The sequence below is a fragment of the Clostridia bacterium genome, assembly GCA_012840125.1.
Taxonomy (GTDB): Bacteria; Bacillota; DULZ01; order DULZ01; family DULZ01; genus DULZ01.
In genome coordinates this window covers 22,023-39,250 of record DULZ01000028.1, presented here as the reverse complement: position 1 = coordinate 39,250, position 17,228 = coordinate 22,023, and the positions used below count along the sequence as shown (strand labels likewise).

Genomic DNA, 17,228 nt, shown 5'->3' with positions numbered 1-17,228 from the left:
GGTGTACGAGCAGGAAACAATTATTGACCAGTTAGCCGAACAAATTACTACTTACCTGGTGCAAATATCTCAAACGGAAATGACCCCGGCCCTGTCGAAAAAACATAACAGCCTGCTCCACAGCGTGACTGATATCGAGCGCATTGGTGACCATGCGGAAAACATTGCTGAAATGGCCATGGTGCGGATTGAGGAAAACCTGCCTTTTAGCGATCAAGCTTTAGAGGAGATCTCTTCCATGAGCGCTCTGGTCAGCGAGACGTACCTGCAGGCTATTCACAGCCTGCAGCATGACAGCGTCGATGAGGCTAAAAAGACACTGGATATGGAAAAACAGATAGACCTTTTAGAGAAAGAGCTGCGCCGCAATCATATCAGCCGTCTCAATACAGGCAAGTGTTTTCCGGGTTCTGGTGTGATATACTTAGATATTATGAGTAACCTGGAACGTATCGGCGACCATTCCAATAATATCAGCAGCGCCGTACTCGGGGAGCATTAGGAGGAAAAGGATGACTATTTGGGAGGGCATTGTTTTAGGCATTATTCAAGGTTTAACGGAGTTTTTTCCCGTGAGCAGTTCCGGTCATTTGGTCATATTTACTGAGATTCTCGGAGTGCAAGAAGCAGGCTTAGTGTTTGATGTCCTGGTACATTTTGGCACCTTGCTGGCGGTGATGATGGTCTACCGGGCGGATATTGTGTCCATCCTCAAACGGCCTTTTCAGAAACTGACCTGGCTGCTCCTGGCGGGCGCCGTGCCTACCGGCGTCATCGGGTTAGTGTTTCATGACGTTTTCACAGAAATGTTTGAGTCCGTCTTGGTCACGGGATGCATGCTGCTGGTAACCGGTACCATTCTCTGGCTGGTGGACCGGTACGCTTCAGCGGCGAAGCCTTTGGAAAAAATGAGTTATGGGCAAGCGGTATTTGTGGGATTGGCGCAAGGGCTGGCTATTTTACCCGGCTTATCCCGGTCAGGGACAACCATCGCCGCTGCGCTGGTCACAGGGCTGGACCGGCAGTCGGCGCCGCGTTATTCCTTTTTGCTCTCAATTCCGGTGATCCTGGGAGCTACTGTGCTGGAGTTAAAAGACATAGTGGTAGGGGACATAAACAGTGCCTTGTTAGTACCGTATCTGGCGGGAATGGTAGCGGCCATGGCAGCCGGGTACTGCGCTATTACATTGTTTATTCGTTTTGTACGTTTGGGAAAACTTCACTATTTTTCCTATTACTGCTGGCTGGTGGGATTGCTAGTGGTGCTGTGGCAGCTGGTTTGAGGCCCTCATGGCCCTGCCGCTTAAATGAACCCCTGGCTGAAAGGAATTTGTTTCCTAACGTAGAATAACGTTAGGGAGGTGAGCTTAGTGAATCGGAAGTCCAAGAAGAACCTCAATCACCTGAAAAGGCAAATTGCTGGGGTGGTAACGCTGGCTGTAGCTGTGTTTTGTTTAGCCAGCTTTTATGTTGGTTACCCAGAAGAGGGAGGACATGCTTTTGGCCCCGCCGGCCACCTAATATCTGTGATCTTTGGTAAGCTGGTAGGTGACGGGAAATACTTATTTGGATTTCTCGGCGTTTTCTGGGGGATTAGACTGGTCAAGGATAAGGATGCTCCCTTTATCGGTGCCAGGAGCGGAGGAAGTATTATTCTTTTCCTGGCGCTAGTTACATTCTTACATATTAAATATGTGGCGGCATTAGGTTATTGGGAAGCGGTACTCGAAGGATGGCAAGGAGCGGGAGGGGGAACCGTAGGTTCAATTCTGGCCGTGGTCTTTTATGCAGTGTTTGGGGCTTGGGGCATATACATTGTGCTGGCGACTCTGAGTGTAATTGCCCTCCTCATGATGCTGAGCGGTTCTCCCAGGACTTTTTCCAAAAGATTTGTAACAGCCATGGCTAATTTTTATCACTTTCTTAAAGACCGGTTAATCGAGTTCTTGTTTACCGTTGAAGACGAAGAGCCTGTGCCTAAGCGGGCCAAGGGGGCGAAGCCCAAAGAGCAAGACCTGGTGATCATCGATCATACCCATGAAACGGGCGTCATAGACACTCCTTTGCCTGTGACCGCAACCGCCCATGAGCCCGAGATAATTAAGGCACCAGATGTTCCCATGGAACCGGCTCTGTTTGCGAAAGAAACCGCCGGCAAGCAAGCGAGCAAGGAGGCTCCCGCCGGACATCACGCCGGTTTTATGCTGCCCCCTTTAACTCTATTAAAGCCATCGTTAAAGCTGCGCAATCCTCGCATGAACAAAGATATCACGGAAAATGTTCATATTTTGGAAGAAACCCTGGAGAGCTTTGGGGTGAAAGGTAAAGTGACCCAGGTGAGCTGCGGTCCAACCATCACGCGCTACGAACTGCAGCCGGCGCCAGGTATTAAAGTGAGTAAAATAGTCAGCCTGGCTGATGATATTGCTTTGAGCCTGGCAGCTCCCCAGGTGCGCATTGAGGCTCCGATCCCGGGTAAAGCGGCGGTGGGTATTGAAGTGCCAAACAAGGAAATTGATGTGGTTCATTTCCGGGAAGTGCTGGAGACCGAGGAATTCTTAAAGTCGGAATCCATTTTGACCGTCGCTTTAGGTAAAGACATCGCCGGCAAACCCGTGGTAGCGGACTTGGCGAAAATGCCCCATTTGCTCATAGCGGGTGCTACCGGTTCCGGCAAGAGTGTTTGTATGAATGCAATTATTTGTAGTCTTTTATTTAAAGCCAGGCCGGATCAATTAAAAATTCTGATGATTGACCCTAAAATGGTGGAACTGAACAATTATAACGGCATCCCGCATCTGGTAGCACCGGTAGTGACAGAACCGAAAAAGGCAGCCGGGGCGTTAAGGTGGGCAGTAAGTGAAATGGAAAAGCGATACGAACTGTTTGCTGCCGCCGGGGTACGCGATATCACCCGCTACAACGAACTGAAAGCTGCCAATCCTGACGGGGCGGAGCCCCCTCTCCCGCTAATTGTCGTTTTGGTGGATGAGCTGGCAGATTTAATGATGGTGGCCCCGGCAGATGTAGAAGACGCTATTTGTCGTTTAGCCCAGATGGCGCGGGCAGCCGGGATTCATCTAGTGGTGGCTACCCAGCGTCCCTCCGTGGACGTCATTACAGGATTGATTAAAGCGAATATTCCTTCACGGATTGCTTTTGCTGTTTCTTCCCAGATCGATTCCCGTACTATCCTGGACATGGGAGGAGCAGAGAAGCTGTTGGGTAGGGGAGATATGCTATTCTATCCTGTAGGTATGAGCAAACCGGTGCGAGTCCAAGGTGTTTACGTGTCAGACAGTGAAGTGGAAGCGGTGGTGTCCTTCCTGAAAAAGCAGGCCGCTCCGGACTATAATGAGGAGGTTGCTAATCTGCCGGAAGGCTCAGGGGCCGAGATGGAGGTGGACGATGAACTCCTACCCGAAGCGGCGAGGCTGGTGATTGAAAGCGGCCAAGCCTCCATTTCCATGCTGCAGCGGAGGCTGCGAGTAGGTTATAACAGGGCAGCCCGTTTAATGGATTTGCTGGAGGCCAAAGGGGTGGTGGGTGGTTTTGAAGGGAGCAAGCCCAGAGCCGTATTGATCGGATGGGACGATTACCAAAGGCTTTTCGGTTAAGCTGCGTTTGAGTGTAAACATGTCAGGGTAGACTACGACAAGAGATAAGGTAGTGGGTTTAGATGCACAGGGATATAGCAATCGAAGAGGCTCTTGCACTAACGAAAGCAAGTTTTGTTGATGTTCGTTCGCCTGAGGAATATGAACATGATACTATTCCCGGAGCAGTTAACGTGCCTCTTTTTGACAATGAAGAGAGGCACCGCATTGGTGTAGTCTATGCTGAACATGGCCCCCAAGAGGCCCGGAAATTGGGGTTGAGCTTGATAGCCCCGAAGTTGCCCCAAATGGTGAACCGGTTGTGGGAGTTAAAGCATGGCCGGCAAATGGTGATCTTTTGCTGGCGAGGCGGTGACCGCAGCCATGCCGTAGCCCACTTGTTGGATATTATGCATATCCCGTGTTATCGTTTAATCGGAGGCTATAAAGCTTATCGCCGTTACGTCAATAAACACTTGCGCGAAAAAAGTCTCCCCCATCAATTTGTAGTACTTCACGGGCTGACCGGTACGGGGAAAACGGAGATCATTCGAGAACTGGGCAGGCGGGGTTACCCGGTGCTGGATTTAGAAGGATTAGCCAACCACCGGGGTTCCGTATTTGGCTCCGTCGGTTTGGGTCAACAACCCAGTCAAAAGAAATTTGAGAGCATGATTTTGCACCAGATTAGGAACTATGGGCCGGGCAGGTTATTAATTGTGGAGGGAGAAAGCAAGAAAATCGGCAAACTGTTTGTGCCCGAGGCTGTTTATGAAGGGATCTTGCACGGGCACAGAGTACTGGTTAAGGACACGATGGAGAACAGGGTGCGACGACTAATCAGGGAATACGTGGAAAACTGCCGGTGGGATATCGCGGAGGTAGAGCAGGCCCTCAAGCGGCTTACCCCGAGGCTGGGCAAGGATAAAGTCAATCAGATGCTTAACTATTTGGCGCAAGGAAAACTAGAAGTGGTAGGAGAAATATTAATTAGCGATTATTATGATGTGCTGTATCGGAAAAGCGTAACTGATCCGGCAGGTTGTGATTTAGTTCTCGATGCAAGTAATATGGAGAGGGCTGTTCAGCAATTGGAGGAATACATCAATCACTTGATGTGAATTGGGGGTACCTCGGATGATCGGAATCGGCAACTTGTTGCGGCAAGCTCGCGAAGCGAAAAAACTTAGCCTGGCGGACGTGGAGAAAGAAATCAAAATCCGCAGTAGGTATTTGGAAGCCCTGGAGGCCGAGGAATTTGATGTCCTGCCCGGGAATGTCTATATGTTTGGTTTCTTGCGGAGTTATGCTTCATTCTTGGGACTGGATGCCAACGACCTGGTGGCCAAATTGAGAAAGCACTTGCAGCAGGACGAGGAAGATGCGGAAGACATGAAGACCCGGGCTCCGGTGTATCCCCCAACGACCGTCAGTGTTGGGAAAAAAATCAAATTATTAGCAGTAGGATTGGCTGTCTGTTTAGTGATTGCTTATGTGGTCATCTATTTCATGAACCAGCCTGTACCTCAGGTGGTTGATCCCTCCTTGGGCCAACCTGCAGAGGAAACGGTTCAGGAACAAGATACGGAGGACTCGATTGAGGCGACGGTCGAGGAACCGGTCTTTGATGGCATGGAACTTGTTTTAATGGTTTCTAATGACCCCGGCTCCCGTTGCTGGGTAGAAGTAAGGGCCGATGGAGAAACGGTCTTTTCCGGCATTTTGGAAGCCGGCGCCAGTCAAACCTTTCAGGCGGAAGAAAGGTTTTGGGTGAAGGCGGGCAATGCGGGAGTGCTGTCCGTCAATTATAATGGGGAGGAGTTCTCCGATATAGGCCGGGTTGGAGAAGTGGTGGTGTTGGAATTCCCCCCGGACAATGAGTTGTAAAAGGTGGTTTTGAGTTGATTAATAAAGTAGCCTCAATTACTCTAGGATGTGCGAAAAACCAAGTAGATACTGAATTTATGCTGGGCAGCCTCATGGGGACGAAGTATCTCGTAGTGACCAGGCCTGATTTAGCAGATGCCGTGGTTATCAATACATGTTGTTTTATTGATGCTGCCAAAGAAGAAACGGTCAATACCATTTTGGAAATAGCGGAAATGAAGAAAGGGCGGCCGGAATTGAAACTGATTGTAGCCGGCTGTGCCGCGCAAAAGTACGGCAAGGAACTGCTGGAGGAGTTGCCGGAAATTGATGTGCTATTGGGCGTTGGGGAGCTAGGGAGGTTAAAAGAGGCCTTGGATTTGCTGGATCAAGGCTGCCGAACCCCGTTGGTCTTTGTGGAGAAGAATCCGGTAGATGCCTCCCCTGGGGTCTCACGCTGGGGTGTGGCAGGGCCCAGCGCTTATTTGAAAATTGCTGATGGCTGCGATAATCGCTGTACTTATTGTGTCATCCCCAAGATCAAGGGTCCCTATCGCAGCCGCCCGGTGGATGCCCTGATCGAGGAAGCCCAAGACTTGGCTGCCAGGGGAGTCAAAGAGCTCTGTTTGGTAGCCCAGGACGTGACCGCTTATGGGTTAGACATCTATGGAGAGTTGCGTTTACCCGTACTCCTACGGCAATTAGTCAAGATTGAAGCACTGCGCTGGATTCGCTTGCTCTACTGCTATCCAACTTATATCACCGATGAGTTGCTGCAGGTAATCAGTCAAGAGAGAAAGATTTGCCGCTATATGGATATTCCCATCCAGCATGGGAGTACCGCTGTTTTAAGAAGAATGGGGCGGCGAGGCGACCGGGCCTTTTTGGAGAACTTGCTGGCCAAAATTAGAAATACCGTCCCTGACATAGCTATTAGGACGACTTTTATTGTAGGTTTCCCGGGTGAGACGGAAGCTGAGTTCCAAGAACTCCTGGATTTCATGCAGCAACAGCGTTTTCAGTGGGCGGGAGTTTTTACCTACTCCCAAGAACCGGAGACGCCGGCCGCCGGCATGCGGGAACAAGTGCCTGAATACATTAAAGAAGAACGTTATCATCGTGCCATGATGCTGCAAAGGGAGATTACTTTGCAAGTAAATGATAAATGGCTGGGCCGGGAACTGGAAGTGCTGGTCGAGGGAGTTTCTCCTGAAAACCGGGATCTTTACGTGGGGCGAGCTTACCTCCACGCACCGGAGGTTGACGGCCAGGTATATTTCACCAGTCCACTGGCCCACCGGCCGGGAGACATGGCAAAAGTCCTCATCACAGACGTGGCGGAGTACGATCTAGTTGGAGAGATGATCGAATGAATCTAGCCAATCGGTTGACACTGGTGCGGATTATGCTGGTTCCCATTTTCATGGTGTTTGTGTTGACAAGGATACCGGGTGGAAGGTTCTTGGCCGCCGTTGTTTTCATTTTAGCCGCTAGTACCGATGGGCTGGATGGGTACATGGCACGTAAGAATAAACAGATCACTAAATTTGGCCAGTTCATTGACCCCTTGGCCGATAAACTGCTGATTACCGCTTCATTAGTTTCATTGGTGGAATTAAGATTAGTGCCTGCCTGGATCGCGATTCTGATCATCAGCCGGGAATTTGCCGTTACCGGTTTAAGGACCCTGGCCGCCTCGGAAAATGTGGTAATTGCCGCCAGTGGCTTGGGTAAACTGAAAACCGTCAGCCAAGTGATTGCCATTACGATTCTCTTGTTAGCGGATCTCCCTATTCCTTATTTAAATGTCATTGGGGAAGCATTTCTTTACCTGGCAGTGGTCATCACCATTTGGTCAGGAGTCGATTATTTTATTAAAGCAAAGGAGATCCTGGAAAAAGCTCGTCAGAGTTAGCCGCCGTGGGCGGCTTTTTTGTTTCCAACGGATTCATAAAGAGATATAACCAGGGTTGTGTTATAATCGGTGGTAACTGAAAGTGGGTGATCCGATGGGCTTTTCCAGGTTTGACCTGACAAAAATCCTGCTCTCGTTCCTGCTGACACTGGGATTCCTGTTTGCAGGTTGGTTTATTTATCAGGAATTTGGGGTCAAGCAACCCTTGCATAAAGAGGTGCTGGCTGTATCCGGGGTGAAAAAAGCGGAGGTGGCGAAGGCACAGGGGAGGTTGACCGTAACCGTGGATATCGGGGAAGTGGAACGGATTCAGCCTTTCTACCAAGAAATCATGCAAGTGCTGCCCCGGGAGGAAGCTATCAATGTCACGGTCCGGGATCGCAGGAATGATTACCTGTTGAACTTGTGGCGCCATAATCGCTTTGCTATGGAAGAAGCAGCGGCAAAAGGCAATTTCACGGAAATGCAGCTGTTGATTGAGAATAACCTGTCCAAGGAAAAGGTGGATTACTGGCTCCTGGAAGTTGACGGGGAGAATCTCTACTTGCAAATTCATGACGGTGGGTATTACCTGTATGAAATTGTCCGTAGGGTTGATAAGACATAAGGACCGGAAAAGAGGTGAGACCGTTGGCAGGGGAATTCATGATCGGCGCTGCATTGGCCGCCGGTGTGTTCTTGTCCATACTCGGCTATGACCTGATGCCTCTCGTCGGGATATTTTTGATCGGAGGCGTTTTGTATCTAGTATTGCAACGCCAGGGCTTATTAAAAACCGTTTCTTTTGATGAGGTTTCCCCGCACCGGGAAGTGACTTTTGCCGATATTGGCGGACAAGCCACGGCCAAGCACGAACTCATGGAAGCGATGGATTTTCTCAGGGACAAGCACAGGGTGGAGCATTTAGGCATTAGGCCTTTAAAGGGCATCTTGCTGACCGGGCCGCCGGGCACAGGAAAGACTTTGCTGGCCAAAGCGGCCGCCACTTATACGGATTCCGTCTTTATTGCCACTTCCGGATCGGAGTTTGTGGAAATGTATGCGGGCGTAGGTGCAAAAAGGGTGAGGCAGCTTTTCGAGCAGGCCCGGGAGAAAGCCAAACAGCAAAAGAAAAAGAGCGCCATTCTGTTTATTGATGAAATAGAGGTACTGGGAGTTAAGCGAGGTTCCCATGCCAGCCACCTGGAATATGATCAGACCTTAAACCAGCTCCTGGTGGAAATGGATGGCCTGAAGTCGTCCCCTGATTTCCAACTACTGGTCATCGGAGCCACCAACCGGATAGATATGATTGATCCGGCCCTGTTAAGGCCCGGACGGTTCGACCGGGTGGTGCAGGTGGGCTTGCCCGATAAAGCAGGTAGGCTGCAAATACTGGAGCTCCATACCCGTAATAAACCCCTGGCAGAAAATGTGCGGCTGGACATCATAGCTCAGGAAACCTTCGGCTTTTCAGGTGCTCACCTGGAGAGCTTGGCCAATGAGGCGGCGATCCTAGCCTTCCGGGAAGGGGAAAAACGAGTCAGCCAGCGGCATTTCCGGGAGGCGATTGACAAAGTAATGCTGGGTGAAAAATTGGAACGGAAGCCCATGGAAGAGGAGCTTCAGCGAGTAGCTGTCCATGAGATCGGCCATGCTTTGATTAGTGAGTTGGAAGAGCCCGGCTCTGTGGCCCATGTGACCATTGTGCCCCGCGGGCAAGCCATGGGGTATATGAGAAAATCTCCCATGCATGACCGCTACCTGCACACGAAAAGCCAGCTTGAGAGTCAAATCAAGGTGGCCCTGGCCGGTGCCGCGGCAGAAGAGCTTATCTTTTTTGAAAAGAGCACTGGGGCTGCCAATGATATTCAAGAAGCCATTGAACTAGCCAAACGATTGATTACCTGTGGGTTGTCCGAATTAGGCATCGTGGATGAAAGCCAGTCCCGCGAATTAGTGGGACAAACCATACAGCGCATTATTGCTGAACAGGAACAAGCCGTGAAGCAATCCCTGAACAATTACCGGGGGTTGCTGCAGCAGTTAGCTCATGTGTTGAAACAAGAAGAGCGTTTGTCCGGTGACGAGCTGCGCTCTTATCTTTATCATCGTCGTGATATTGCTTAAGGGAACTGGAAAAACGGCAGTAGGAGGATGGAATGGGCTACACTAAGAGTGTCTTTGCAGCTGTGATAATCCTGATGGCCGTTTTTGCCGTGATATGGGTTCTGAGCCCGATGGAGTTTTCCATCGAAGCTTTGCAGTTTCAAATTGGGATTGACTATTTGAAGCCCGGTGTTACGGAAATCTCCATTCCTCCTTTAGGTTCCATTACTGCTGTAACCCACAAGACTCCTTTAGGAATTACCTTGACTTTGACCAGTATCGATATTGATGCTTTGGGCAGGATTATTGCTGATGCTACCGACCAAAACCAGTTAATCCTGCTGGTGCAGGAGAAGCTGGCAGAAACCTTGCGCTGGTATGTTCTCAGAATCCTTGGGTTAGCATTTTTGGGAGGAGTACTGGGGGCACTGGTGCTCCGTTTCGACCGCTGGGAGGCCTATTGCCGCGCGGGCGTCGGGGGATTGCTGGTGGTGGCCCTCCTTATGGTCATGACCAGGGCGACGTACCGGGTGGAGGGTTTTCATTCCCCCACATTTAACGGCGCTTTGGAAGCAGCCCCCTGGATGGTAAGCCTAGCTGAGAAAGCAGTAGCACAGGTGCAGGAATTGAACCGGCAGATTCCTGTGGTGGCTGGGAATCTGTACAGCATGTTGGAGCAAATTGACAAGTTGGAACCGGTTGGGGATGCTGAGGGGAATGTTAAGGTACTGCATGTCTCGGATATTCACAATCACCCTGCTGCCCTGGATTTGATTAAACAAATGGTAGAAAAGTATCATGTGAGTTTTGTCGTGGACACGGGAGATCTATCTGATTACGGTACGGTACTGGAGGGGTTGTTAACCCAGGAACTGCCGCAATTATCCGTACCCTATGTTTTCATTCCGGGAAATCATGATTCGCCGGCCATTGTCGAGGCGTTAGAAAAATACGAAAATGTAATTGTTCTAAATGAAGAGGTAGTAGAAATAGATGGAATCAGGATTTTCGGTGTGGCCGATCCCGCGGCTGAAGGTCACTATTTGATCTCGGCCTCGGAGGAGAAGTACCCCAATCATACCGAGGATTTGAAGCAGGTGTTAAGTACCCTCCAAGTAGACATAATCGCCGTGCACCGGCCTAAATTAGCTCACAACCTAGCCGGTTTCGCTCCTGTGATCCTGCACGGTCACGATCACAGCAGCAAGGTCACCGTATCGAAAGGGTCAGCAGTGATTGACGCAGGCACCACGGGCGGTGCGGGTCTTAGGCGTTTACAAGTGAGCGATGATGTTCCTTTAACCCTGGCCCTGCTTCACTTGCGATATGATGAGGCGGAAGCAGCCTGGCAGCCGGCAGCGGTAGATATGTTCAGTTTTTATGAAAGGAACCGCAAGCTTTCCGTAGAGAGAGTGTTGTTATCCAATTGACATGCCTGCAAAAAATGGTATATAATTGAAAAGACCGAACGTATGTTTTTAGGGAGGGTAATTAATGACTGATAAACAAAAGGCCCTGGAAGCGGCTCTGCTGCAGATTGAAAGGCAGTTTGGTAAAGGTTCGATTATGCGCCTGGGGCAGACCACCGGCATGAATATTGAGGTTATACCGACAGGAGCCCTGTCTTTAGATATAGCGTTGGGCATTGGGGGAGTGCCCAGGGGGAGAATTATTGAGATCTTTGGCCCGGAATCTTCCGGCAAAACCACGGTAGCCCTCCATATTGTCGCGGAAGCCCAGAAAACAGGAGGGATTGCCGCGTTTATTGATGCAGAACATGCTTTAGATCCCAATTATGCGGCCAATTTGGGAGTAGATGTGGATAACCTGTTGTTATCCCAGCCCGATACGGGAGAGCAAGCTTTAGAGATTGCTGAAGCCCTCGTCAGAAGCAACGCGGTGGATGTGGTGGTCATTGACTCTGTGGCGGCTTTAGTTCCCCGCGCGGAAATTGAAGGAGAAATGGGTGACAGTCACGTAGGCTTGCAGGCCCGTTTAATGTCTCAAGCATTGCGCAAACTGGCCGGTGCGATTAATAAATCAAAGACCATAGCCATTTTTATCAACCAACTGCGGGAAAAAGTAGGAGTTATGTTTGGCAATCCCGAAACCACCCCCGGTGGACGAGCCCTTAAGTTTTATGCTTCCGTGCGTATGGAAATCAAACGGGTGGAAAACATCAAGCAAGGAGACGAGCTGGTTGGAGCCAGGACCAGGGTCAAAGTGGTCAAAAACAAAATGGCACCTCCCTTTAAGCAAGCTGATTTTGATATTATGTATGGAGAAGGTATCTCCAGGGAAGGATGCGTTCTTGATCTGGGGACGGAATTGAACATCATCCAAAAAAGCGGTGCCTGGTATTCGTATAATGACGAGCGACTGGGCCAAGGCAGGGAGAATGTTAAGGAATTCTTGAAACAACATAAAGATATAACTGCGGCTATTGAAGAAGCTATCCGCCATCACTATTTTCCTAACAGGCAAAGAGAAGCCGGTAAGGAAAAGAGCGATTTAGGATGAGATTATGACGGAGCTGAACAAAAAGGCCCTATCCTATGCATTGACTCTCTTGGGGAGAAAAAGGTATGCCAAGAACCAATTGGAGCAGAAGTTGAGGAATAGAGGTTTTCCCGAAGAAGATGTGAAAGCGGTCATCCTTTACTGCGAGGAGAGAAATTATCTTAATGACGGCGAATTCGCCCGTTTTTGGATTGAGGACCGTATCCGCTTCAAACCGATGGGACGTAGGCGATTGAGGAGTGAGCTCCTCCAACAAGGCATCAGGGAGGAAATCATCAATCAGGTTCTTGATGAATTGTTACCGGAGGAGCAGGAATTATTGTTGGCCAAGAATGCCGTGCGTGCCAAGTTGACTAAATTGCAGTCCCAAGGTGTGAACCAGTACAAATTGTTCAATTTCCTGCTGCGCAGGGGTTTTTCTCCGGAGATTATCCGCCGGTCGATTTATGAACTCGGGATTGATTTTTCCGAAGTTAATCAAACTTGACAGGCAAACCTGGCAATATTAAAATACAAAAGAAGAGTAGTGTTGGAAACTGCCACCTTGTGTTTTCCATAGAGATGATGAAACGGGTTTTGGATACCTTTACGTAGAGCCCCAGCTTGAGGGAGTGGTCTGCTTTAATCGTATTCGATCAAGGACGATGTTAAGGTATATTAAGCCGGAAGTCATTTTATGGAATACCAGTTGGAAAAAGGTGATAGCTTCTAACATATGCCGAGTGTTGCTCGGCATTATTTTGTAACCATAGCTTATCCATTTGCTGGCGATCTTTGATAAGGAGGTGAGAAGTATTTTTTGGGGATACTTAACCGTTGGTATCATCTGTTTAGCTGTTGGTTTAGCGGTGGGCTACCTGGTGCGCAAGCACTTGTCCGAGGCAAAAATTGCCTCTGCCGAGGAAGCGGCAGCAAGAATCATTGAAGAAGCTGAAAAGGATGCTGAAGCAAAGAAGCGAGAGGCCATCTTGGAAGCCAAGGAAGAAGTTCACCGGCTGCGTAATGAAGCCGATCGAGAGTACCGGGAGCGCCGTAACGAGCTCCAGCGCTTGGAGCGGCGGCTCGTGCAAAAAGAAGAAGCCTTGGAACGTAAAGGCGAAATGATGGAACGTAAAGAGGAAAATCTCCAACGGAAGGAAGCTGAACTGGAGGAACAGAGAGCTGAGCTGGCGGAGGTGTACGCCAAGCAAGTAGCAGAGTTGGAGAGACTCTCCGGCTTGACTTCCGAAGAGGCGAGGAAGCTTTTATTGGCCAGCATCGAGGAAGAAATCAAGCATGACGCGGCGATGATGATCAAGGAAATTGAGGCCCAAGCTAAGGATGAAGCTGACAAAAGAGCAAGAGAAGTGATCACCTTGGCGATTCAGCGTTGTGCTGCTGACCATGTAGCAGAAACCACCGTTTCAGTTGTAGCTTTGCCGAATGATGAAATGAAAGGCCGTATCATCGGTAGAGAGGGACGCAATATCAGGGCCCTGGAAACCCTGACCGGTGTCGACTTAATCATCGATGATACACCGGAAGCTGTTATTCTCTCAGGGTTTGACCCCATTCGGAGAGAAATTGCCAGAGTGGCTTTGGAGAAGCTGATTAATGACGGGCGCATTCATCCTGCCCGGATCGAAGAAATGGTGGAGAAAGCGCAAAAAGAAGTGGAACAGCGGATTCGAGAAGAAGGCGAACAAGCCGTCTTTGAAACCGGTGTCCATGGGCTCCACCCTGAGTTGGTCAAACTATTGGGTAGGCTGAAGTTTAGGACCAGCTATGGACAGAATGTCTTAAAGCACTCTATTGAAGTGGCTCACCTGGCGGGGGCCATGGCCGCCGAACTGGGTGTGGATGTGGCGCTGGCTAAACGGGCCGGTTTGCTGCACGATATCGGTAAAGCGGTCGATCATGAAGTAGAAGGGCCCCATGTGGCCATTGGCATGGAAATTGCCAAAAAGTATAAGGAGAATCCAGATGTAATTAACGCCATCGGTGCCCACCATGGGGATGTGGAACCGCAAACCATTGAAGCGGTGCTGGTGCAGGCTGCCGATGCCATTTCCGCAGCTCGACCCGGCGCGCGGAGAGAAACCCTGGAGACCTATATTAAGAGGCTAGAAAAACTGGAAGAAATCGCGGATTCATTTGATGGAGTTGAGAAGGCTTTTGCTATCCAGGCCGGTAGAGAAATCAGGATTATGGTGAAGCCTGATAAAGTGGATGATTTACTGGCCGTCAGGTTAGCGAGAGATATTGTTAAGAAAATTGAGGCGGAATTGGAGTACCCGGGTCAGATCAAGGTGGTAGTCATCAGAGAGACCAGGGCAGTTGAATACGCCAAGTAGAAAGCGATCTCTCATGGGATCGCTTTCTTCTATTGGTATAAAATAATTTTGCACAACGATGGTTGCCAGAAGGAGAATACTTTTAGAAAGCAGAATAAAGAGCACAAGTAGGATTTGTCAGAGGCAGGTGTTACAGTTGGATTTCATCTACAATAATGGAGAAGGGGTTTCGGAAAGTGCAGGCCTTTTAATTTCTATTTTAATGCGATATCCCGAAATCTGTGCCATCAGTTATAATCCGGATGACAATCTGATTTCTTTATCTTTCAGCTTTGCGGAACCCATCGCGGAGGAAAGATTTCGCCAGGGCAGCCATAGATTAAACGATTGCCTGGCAGCATATAGTTTCCTAGAAGGCAAAGAACCGCCCACCGTCTCCGTGCACTGGACAACCCTGGAAAAAACCAGCCTGTTAAAGGTCGAATACGATGTCAATGCTGTTTCGAAAGGCGAAATCGCTTTGATTATATCATTCTTGCATGAGGAATTCGGTGATTGTTTAATGAGAGATTTGGATATTGGAGATCCTATCAGTGAGGATGATTTATTGCTGCAGGATGAGTTTATTAACTACATGCTGGAAAAATTCAAAGGGTCGGTGCCGAGAAAGAAGCTGATCGCTTTTCGCGAAGAGGGAAAAGTACACGTTTTCAAGAAGTAGTTGATTGCGGCAAGGAGGGGCATACTTGCGGGTATTGATGGTTGGGGACGTGGTAGGAAAACCGGGTCGGCAAGTATTGGAGCAATACTTAAGTAAGATTGTTCATGATTACGCCGTTGATTTTGTCATTGCTAACGGAGAAAATGCCGCCGGCGGCAATGGGTTAACTCGTCCCGTGGCAGAAGAGCTGTTTGCCTACGGTGTGAATGTCATCACCATGGGCAATCATGTTTGGGATAAGAAAGAGCTGCTGGATTACATTGAAACGGAGCCAAGGATTATTAGGCCGGCCAATTACCCGCCGGGAACGCCGGGCAAAGGTTATGGTATTTTTGATGTAGCCAATGGAGAAAAGTTGACCGTGATCAACCTTTTGGGAAGAGTTTACATGGAGAACCTGGATTGTCCCTTCAGGACGGTCAGGGAGATCGTGCAGCACACGAGCCATGTCACGGTCAATACTATTGTGGATTTTCACGCCGAAACCACCTCGGAAAAATACGCCATGGGTTTCTGGTTAGACGGGCAAGTCAGTGCCGTTTGCGGCACCCACACCCACGTCCAAACCGCCGATACACGGCTTTTACCTAATGGTACAGCTTATATTACTGATGTAGGCATGACGGGTCCGATGAACTCAGTATTAGGCATTGCACCGGAGGTGATCATCGAAAGGTTTGTAACGCAGATGCCGGTGAAGTTTCATCTAGCCAAGGGTCCAACTCAATTTAATGCGGTGGTGATCGATATTAATTCAGTCAATGGTCTGGCCCGTTCCATTGAAAGTATTAACTTCCCAATTGAGCTTTAAAAAGGAAAAAAGTTTTTAGATTAAAAGGTTTTTCCGCTAAGGTGCAGAATATACTGAATATGGGTAATCTCCAAACAAACGAAATAATTACGGGAGGTCAAGATGATGGAAGTTTTGAAAGTATCAGCGAAATCAAGCCCAAATTCCGTAGCCGGTGCTCTGGCAGGTGTACTGCGAGAGAGAGGTTGTGCGGAAATCCAAGCAATTGGCGCAGGAGCGATCAACCAAGCGGTCAAAGCAGTAGCTATAGCCAGGGGATTTGTTGCACCCAGTGGAGTGGACCTGATTTGTATTCCCGCCTTCACCGACATCGTGATTGACGGCGAGGAAAGAACGGCCATTAAGTTCATTGTTGAGCCCAGATAGAAACAACATACGGTTAGCCGGGATACTTACCTGCTCTGTTCCAGAGCAGTTTTTTTTGTCATCAAAAAGACTATGATAATAGCAAAAGGAGGTGCTGGCGGTTGACAGTTTATCGATATCCCATTGTAGATGCCCACTGTGATTCCATGTTGGACGTACTGCACGGCAGGCGTTCTCTTGGGGAGCGAAGTCAAGCAGGTCAAGCGGATTTCGTGCGCTTGAGGGAGGCAGGCGTGAAGCTGCAGTTCCTGGCTGTCTTTATCGAGCAGCCTTACCGGCAGGCAGGGGCTTTGCGGAGGGCACTGCAAGGTATCGAGCTTTTGCACCGGGAAGTGGAAAGAAACGCGGCCAAGGTGAGACTCATCAAGTCCCGGCGGGAATTGACAGAGTTGGACCGGGAAGAGTGTTTAGGTGTCCTCTTGTCCATTGAAGGGGGAGAAGCCCTGGAAGGGGAACTCTATACCTTGAGTATCCTGCATCGCCTTGGCGTAAGGAGTTTAGGGCTGACCTGGAACGACAGGAACTGTTTGGGCGATGGGGTTGGCGTGGGGGAAAGGCACCGGGGTTTAACGGAGCTGGGCAAACAAGTGATCCGGGAAATGAACCGGCTCGGTATGCTGGTGGACTTAGCGCACTTGGCAGAGAAAGGGTTTTGGGAAGCCCTTGAAATCAGTGAAGCCCCGGTAGTGGTGACCCATGCCAACTGCCGGAAGCTCTGTCCTCACCGGCGCAACTTAACCGATGAGCAGTTAAAGGCTCTGGCGGTCAAAGGCGGCCTGGTAGGGATCACCTTTGTACCGGAGTTTGTGGACGGTCTTCATCCTTCCGTAGACAAATTGCTGGATCATGTGGAGCATGCCGTTACGGTCATGGGGGTGGACCATGTGGGCTTCGGCTCTGATTTTGACGGTATGGATCAAGTGCTGCCCGGCCTGGAGACGGCAATGGCCTGGCCGCGCCTGCTGGACCGGTTGGCGGGCAGGGGGTTTTCCGACGAAGATATTCACAAAATAACCGGTGACAACTGGCTGCGGGTGCTGGGACAGGTGCTGCCGGCGGAGTAGATTGAATT

17 protein-coding genes are annotated in these 17,228 nt (G+C 49.7%); all 17 read left to right on the top strand.

Annotated features, from left to right (window positions below; genetic code table 11):
* A partial coding sequence (locus tag GXX34_03215) for a Na/Pi cotransporter family protein (GenBank protein ID HHW06535.1) occupies positions 1–502 on the top strand: 502 nt, incomplete at its 5' end.
* A gap of 10 nt (positions 503–512) precedes the next feature.
* Positions 513–1,283 carry an undecaprenyl-diphosphatase gene (locus tag GXX34_03210; GenBank protein ID HHW06534.1) on the top strand — a complete coding sequence of 257 codons (771 nt, stop codon included), beginning with the start codon at positions 513–515 and terminating at the stop codon, positions 1,281–1,283.
* A 567-nt stretch (positions 1,284–1,850) separates the two neighbouring features.
* On the top strand, positions 1,851–3,617 hold the full coding sequence (locus GXX34_03205) for a DNA translocase FtsK (GenBank protein HHW06533.1): 1,767 nt from the start codon (positions 1,851–1,853) through the stop codon (positions 3,615–3,617).
* Positions 3,618–3,679: 62 nt separating this feature from the next.
* Entirely contained in the window at positions 3,680–4,717 is a 1,038-nt protein-coding gene (gene mnmH / locus GXX34_03200; GenBank protein ID HHW06532.1) for a tRNA 2-selenouridine(34) synthase MnmH, read from the top strand.
* A 16-nt stretch (positions 4,718–4,733) separates the two neighbouring features.
* Complete coding sequence (locus GXX34_03195; protein ID HHW06531.1) at positions 4,734–5,483, top strand: helix-turn-helix domain-containing protein; 750 nt, start codon at positions 4,734–4,736, stop codon at positions 5,481–5,483.
* A gap of 35 nt (positions 5,484–5,518) precedes the next feature.
* Complete coding sequence (gene rimO / locus GXX34_03190) at positions 5,519–6,835, top strand: 30S ribosomal protein S12 methylthiotransferase RimO (GenBank protein ID HHW06530.1); 1,317 nt, start codon at positions 5,519–5,521, stop codon at positions 6,833–6,835.
* Positions 6,832–7,377 carry a CDP-diacylglycerol--glycerol-3-phosphate 3-phosphatidyltransferase gene (gene pgsA, locus GXX34_03185; protein ID HHW06529.1) on the top strand — a complete coding sequence of 182 codons (546 nt, stop codon included), beginning with the start codon at positions 6,832–6,834 and terminating at the stop codon, positions 7,375–7,377. Before rimO ends, pgsA begins: the two co-directional genes overlap by 4 nt.
* 82 nt (positions 7,378–7,459) lie before the next feature.
* Complete coding sequence (locus GXX34_03180; protein HHW06528.1) at positions 7,460–7,984, top strand: hypothetical protein; 525 nt, start codon at positions 7,460–7,462, stop codon at positions 7,982–7,984.
* Positions 7,985–8,022: 38 nt separating this feature from the next.
* A complete protein-coding gene (locus tag GXX34_03175; GenBank protein HHW06527.1) occupies positions 8,023–9,486 on the top strand; it encodes an AAA family ATPase in 1,464 nt (487 codons plus the stop codon).
* Positions 9,487–9,518: 32 nt separating this feature from the next.
* Positions 9,519–10,895, top strand: coding sequence for a hypothetical protein (locus tag GXX34_03170; protein HHW06526.1), 1,377 nt, complete (start codon positions 9,519–9,521; stop codon positions 10,893–10,895).
* Between the two features lie 64 nt (positions 10,896–10,959).
* Entirely contained in the window at positions 10,960–11,985 is a 1,026-nt protein-coding gene (gene recA, locus GXX34_03165) for a recombinase RecA (GenBank protein HHW06525.1), read from the top strand.
* Positions 11,986–11,989: 4 nt separating this feature from the next.
* Complete coding sequence (locus GXX34_03160) at positions 11,990–12,472, top strand: regulatory protein RecX (GenBank protein HHW06524.1); 483 nt, start codon at positions 11,990–11,992, stop codon at positions 12,470–12,472.
* A 307-nt stretch (positions 12,473–12,779) separates the two neighbouring features.
* Complete coding sequence (gene rny, locus GXX34_03155) at positions 12,780–14,318, top strand: ribonuclease Y (GenBank protein HHW06523.1); 1,539 nt, start codon at positions 12,780–12,782, stop codon at positions 14,316–14,318.
* 202 nt (positions 14,319–14,520) lie between these two features.
* A complete protein-coding gene (locus GXX34_03150) occupies positions 14,521–14,979 on the top strand; it encodes a hypothetical protein (GenBank protein ID HHW06522.1) in 459 nt (152 codons plus the stop codon).
* A 25-nt stretch (positions 14,980–15,004) separates the two neighbouring features.
* Positions 15,005–15,790 (top strand): TIGR00282 family metallophosphoesterase, encoded by a 786-nt coding sequence (locus GXX34_03145; protein HHW06521.1) that lies wholly within the window; start codon positions 15,005–15,007, stop codon positions 15,788–15,790.
* Positions 15,791–15,895: 105 nt separating this feature from the next.
* Complete coding sequence (gene spoVS / locus GXX34_03140; protein HHW06520.1) at positions 15,896–16,156, top strand: stage V sporulation protein SpoVS; 261 nt, start codon at positions 15,896–15,898, stop codon at positions 16,154–16,156.
* A 146-nt stretch (positions 16,157–16,302) separates the two neighbouring features.
* Positions 16,303–17,220 carry a membrane dipeptidase gene (locus GXX34_03135; protein HHW06519.1) on the top strand — a complete coding sequence of 306 codons (918 nt, stop codon included), beginning with the start codon at positions 16,303–16,305 and terminating at the stop codon, positions 17,218–17,220.
* Positions 17,221–17,228: the final 8 nt, after the last annotated feature.